Raw genomic sequence first — 4,802 nt, forward strand, 5'->3', positions numbered from 1 at the left:
AGCTAACTTGGAAATAAGAGAGAAGCTCTACAAAGTTGCTCAAGAGAAAGGGAAAGAGTTTCTATACCTTAGTTTAGCAAGGATAGATCCTGAGTATTCTCGTAAGATAAGTAGGAATGATCTGAAAAGGATAATAAGGGCGCTGGAGGTTTACGAAGTAACTGGTAAACCTTTCTCCAAGTTACAGGAAGAAAACACAAAACCTTCCCCGTTTAAGATTTTCTCCTTTCTAGTTCTTCCCAATAGAAGAGAGCTTTATTCTGCTATAAATGAAAGAGTTGACAAGATGCTAAAGAGAGGGTTGGTTGAAGAAGTTAGATGGATCACTAGCAGGTATGGCAGGAATATATACCCGCTTTCTTCAATAGGCTACAGAGAAGTTTGCGAATACCTAGATGGTAAAGTTAGTTATGAAAAAATGGTAGAATTGATAAAAAAGAACACTAGAAATCTTGCTAAAAGGCAGATTACCCTCTTTAGGAATACCGAAATTGACGAGATTTTGGAATTAAACTCCCTTTCTGTGGATGATCTTAACAGAGCTGTCAGTATGATCTTGAGAAGATTTCATCTTAAAGTATAGATCACTTAGGTGTTTCCCATATCCTTTCTAAGGAGTAGTATTCCCTAACTTCCGGACTCATTATATGTATAACCGTATGCACTAAATCAAAGACTATCCATCCTGTCTCCGGGTTTACGTCTTTTCCAAGAACTGTGATATTGTTGTTTTCAATGAATTTCTCTACTTCATCGGCTATTGCTTCAATATGATACTTGCCATTGGCTGTGACTATCACCATATAGTCAAACTCTGAGGTCTTTTTGGTAGTGTTAATAATCTTTATGTCCTCAGCCTTTTTTGAAGAAAGGACATTACATAAGGAGTCAATGAATCTCTTAGTTGCAACTTTCCTCTTTTTGACCATTAGTATAAATCTACTCAATTTGCACAGTGGTATCAATAGAGAAGGGAGAGTTTAAAAGGCTAAAGATGTGGTCAGGTGCTTTGTTGCAATTGGATTGGACTTTTGTACGAATTGCCTTAATAGATATAGATTAAACTTCAAGCTCTCTTAGAAATCTAGCATCTTCCTCAGGAATAGAGGGGTTTATGAACATTCCAGAACCTAGCTCAAACCCTGCGGATCTTGTGAGTCTGGGGACTATGGTTATATACCAGTGGAAGTATTTGTTTCGGCCATAGGACACGGGTGAGGTTCGCACTATGTAGTTGTAGTCAGGGTTGTTTAGGCCTTTATAGAGTTTGAGTAGAAATGTTTTCAAGTGTTTTCCTAGATCTCTTATTTCCTCCTCGGTTATGTCTGAGAATCTTGAGGAATGTCTTTTCGGGAGTATCCATGAATGAAATGGGGATGACGCAGCGTATAATACCACAGAGATGAAGTATTCACTTTCAATTACTACTCTTTCCCTAGTTTTCATCTCTTCTTCTATTACTCTACAGAATACACATTTTCCGTGATCGCTATAATACTTGAATGCTTCTTCTACCCTTTGTTTCACGTCTCTTGGTATTATAGGTAGGGCGAGGATTTGAGAATGAGGATGCACTAACGAAGCTCCAGCTTTATATCCGTGGTTGCGAAAAATAACAACATACTCTATGTTCTCTTTCTTCATAATCTCACCTTCCCTCTGTTTGTAAAACCTTAATATCTTCTCAACATCACTTTCACTCATAAGTGCAGGAGTTGTGTTGTGAATAGGGGATTCTATAATCACTTCATGAATTCCGTATCCAGAAATTGTTCTGAATATATCTTTCTCAATCCACTCAAACTGTGTTTCATCGTTTAATGCAGGAAATTTGTTGAAAACAGATTTCAATATCCACTTGCCACCTTCAACAACCCTATCAACCTCCCTGTGAGGGAATTTACTTTCATTACCAGGACAAAAAGGACAATTTTCATCGTATTCCTTATCTGATACCAACTTTGGACTATCATCTATGAAGTCATGAGGTCTTTTTGCTCTTTCCTTTGCTATTATCACCCACTCCTTGTATACAATGTTTTGCCTAAGCTCGGACATACTCTCTATCTCCCCTGTTGTTGATGTTGTTGTCTTGTCTCTTCAAGAAGTTCGTTATACATAGCCTTTATTCTCTTCCGTTCTCTTAACAGTAGCTCAAAAAAGTCTGTCATCCTAGCTTGTTCTATATTCTTCCTCCTTATCGTTTCTTTTGCCAAGATTTGCCATACACTTTCATCATCAATCTCGTCAGCTGGCTCTATAAGAAATGGAGTGTATTCTATCTCAATACCTTGAATGTAGGTTATAAAGTCTCCTCCATTGGCTTGCGGAGGTTTGTAAATAACTATTGAATCTAGCCTATAAAACGGTATAGGTTTAGGGTAGAGAGAGTCTCTTCTCAGTATCTTCAGCCTTTCATCATCAATAAAGTTAGGATTATACCATACAAGTGTCTTCCATCCTTGGAAAAACAGATCTCCAAAAAAGTATTCTTTTACATTGAAGTCTCTGTCCATAAGTCTTATTCCTATGTGATACAAGTAGTTTCTACCTGCTACTCTGATGGATATGGATTTTATCTCATTTACGTTTATTGCTACACCGTTGCCAACGTTTATAAACTTGCCGTTCTCGTCAAACACTGGAATAGGAAAGTTGGGCTTTATTATAGCATACGCTGGCATTGTTCCCTGTGGAAACCTAGCTCTTATTCCTAGAACACTACCATAGGTTTTACTTTCTACCCTCTTGGGGTAACTATTCACCATGTTCGCTATTGACATATGCTTAGCAGAACTGTTTAGTTCTACTCTCCAGTTTTCTATGAAATACTCCTGAGCACTTACGTAAACTTTATACACTCCGTTTTCGTTGGTATCAAAAGTTTCCTTTGGTTCTGGCATAAATTTTCTGAAGAGTTCATCGGATTTAGAAAAATCAATCAGAGTCTCTTTTATCACTGCACTCAAGTAAGATGTGCACAAAACCGAAATAACTATAGAAAGTATCATCTTTTTCATAGCCAACCTCTCTTGTATTTTTATCGGTTTTTGAAAAAAAGTTGTTAGTTTTAGATCAGAAGGTTTGAATATTTAAAAGTTGATTGAGTGAGTTTTGTATAGTGTCTTTGAGCTTATTCTCTGTTGGTTTTATACTTTTTAAGTTTTAGACTTTATTGCATCTTTGTAAGAAGTTTGAAACTGGGGAAGATTTGCTTGATAATTGAGTAAATGTTTCGGAAGTTTGATGTATATGAGGTAGTAAGGATCATAAATTCTTCCTCACTCCAGACTGGAATATACATCGGGTGTGATTCTTCGCAGAGAAAAGATCATTGTATTTTCGCAACGGTTGTTGTTATACACCATGATAGATCAAGAGGTGCGAATGTGTTTGTTAAGGTAGAAAAGACACCTAGAATAAGTTCCATAAGGCAGAGGATAATGACAGAAGTTCAAAAAGCGGTAGAAATAGGGTTGCTTCTCTGTCCTTTGGTTCCTGACAGAATGATAGAGATTCACCTTGATATAAATACCTCCTCCTCCTACATTTCTAGTAATCTTATAAAGGAAGCATTTGGATATGTTTCAGCTCAAGGGTTTAAACCTGTTTTTAAACCTCAGTCTTTTGCTGCATATTGTGTTGCAGATCATGTCTGTAAAAAATATTAAATTTTCATTTCAACGGACAACGAGATATTCTGAATAGGCTGTTGTCCAGGTAAAACTCCTCCTTCATATTGAGATACTGCTACATCTATGACTAGAATATCTATGTCTATGCCTAGTCCAAGAGTGGGATAGCCTTGGTTTAGACCTCCTCTTACTTTCAAGATCTTCAGAATTGAAATTTCCGAACCTATTTTAACTTTCTTGAACCAGAATTCATCAAGTTTTAGCAAGTTAACGAGATTAAGCTCAATTATGAAATCTGACAAAAGAAAGGTAGGAATGTATGGTATTTTCTCTACATGAAAGATTGTTCCAATAGCGATAGAAGGGGGTATATAACTTACATAGTTTTGTCTTTTTAAAGTCTCTTGGTTGTTTTGGTAAACAATCCTTGTCCAGTAAAAGCTCCTACCGAAGAAGTTGTTTATGGTGAGTGAATACTTAAAATGACCTCCGTCGTCTAACACAATTCCAATGTTGCCCCATACGGAATCACCAACATCATACTCATAAATCTGATTTGCTGTGTTTTCATAATACTTCGCAACCTCTAAGACACTAGCACCATAGAAAAATGGAGACTTGTATCTCTTTGAGTAGGAAAGAGAAATGCCCGTGTGTAGAGTATGAAACTTCAATATTTCAAAATAAGTGCTGAATCCGAGGCTTATTCCTATCTCTGCAAAAGACTTAAGCTCAACATAAGGTAACCCAGGAGCTTGCCTGATATCTATTTTTGAAAAAAAATTGTTGTATAATAGGATTCCAATACCATTGCCCATATATCCCAAGCATAATGGTCCAAAAATTCCAGTCTCAGGATTAGCATTGAGTATAATACCATAAGGATCCCTAAGAAGTTCGTTGGTTAGGGATTGCCAGTCAAATCCTATCCATTCAGTAGGGCTTAGGTTGTAAGAGGATAAGTTTAATGCGTTGTAGAGATATCCAGCACTGGCACCACTGTAAAGAGAGATCTTCGTTATGAAGAAATGCTTCTCCTTAGTATATGATAGAATAGCAGGGTTGTATAAAAACAGAATTTCATCGTGTGGATAAAGTAACCTAGTATCTCCAAGTGCTAGCTGTCTTGGACTTGAGAAAAAGGAATCAAAGTCATACCTTACCTCT

The 4,802-nt window shown here is 36.9% G+C and carries 6 protein-coding genes; 2 read left to right on the plus strand and 4 right to left on the minus strand.

Annotation, left to right across the window (positions count from 1 at the left end):
* Positions 1-583 (plus strand): tRNA (adenosine(37)-N6)-dimethylallyltransferase MiaA (gene miaA, locus ABDH28_07660; protein ID MEN2998890.1); only part of this gene is annotated, 583 nt, incomplete at its 5' end.
* Between the two features lies 1 nt (position 584).
* Here miaA and rsfS read toward each other — a convergent pair.
* The 3 genes from rsfS to ABDH28_07675 all read right to left on the minus strand — a co-directional run bounded on the left by rsfS (position 585) and on the right by ABDH28_07675 (position 3,020).
* Positions 585-929 carry a ribosome silencing factor gene (gene rsfS / locus ABDH28_07665; GenBank protein ID MEN2998891.1) on the minus strand — a complete coding sequence of 115 codons (345 nt, stop codon included), beginning with the start codon at positions 927-929 and terminating at the stop codon, positions 585-587.
* A 130-nt stretch (positions 930-1,059) separates the two neighbouring features.
* Positions 1,060-2,058, minus strand: coding sequence for a galactose-1-phosphate uridylyltransferase (gene galT, locus ABDH28_07670; protein ID MEN2998892.1), 999 nt, complete (start codon positions 2,056-2,058; stop codon positions 1,060-1,062).
* 5 nt (positions 2,059-2,063) lie between these two features.
* Complete coding sequence (locus ABDH28_07675; GenBank protein MEN2998893.1) at positions 2,064-3,020, minus strand: flagellar filament outer layer protein FlaA; 957 nt, start codon at positions 3,018-3,020, stop codon at positions 2,064-2,066.
* A gap of 210 nt (positions 3,021-3,230) precedes the next feature.
* On the opposite strand from ABDH28_07675, the gene ABDH28_07680 reads away from it, so the two are divergent.
* Entirely contained in the window at positions 3,231-3,671 is a 441-nt protein-coding gene (locus ABDH28_07680; protein MEN2998894.1) for a ribonuclease H-like YkuK family protein, read from the plus strand.
* Here ABDH28_07680 and ABDH28_07685 read toward each other — a convergent pair.
* Positions 3,668-4,802 (minus strand): hypothetical protein (locus tag ABDH28_07685; GenBank protein ID MEN2998895.1); only part of this gene is annotated, 1,135 nt, incomplete at its 5' end. The genes ABDH28_07680 and ABDH28_07685 overlap by 4 nt on opposite strands.

The sequence above is a fragment of the Brevinematia bacterium genome, from assembly GCA_039630355.1.
In the GTDB taxonomy this organism is placed as follows: Bacteria; Spirochaetota; Brevinematia; order DTOW01; family DTOW01; genus SKYB106.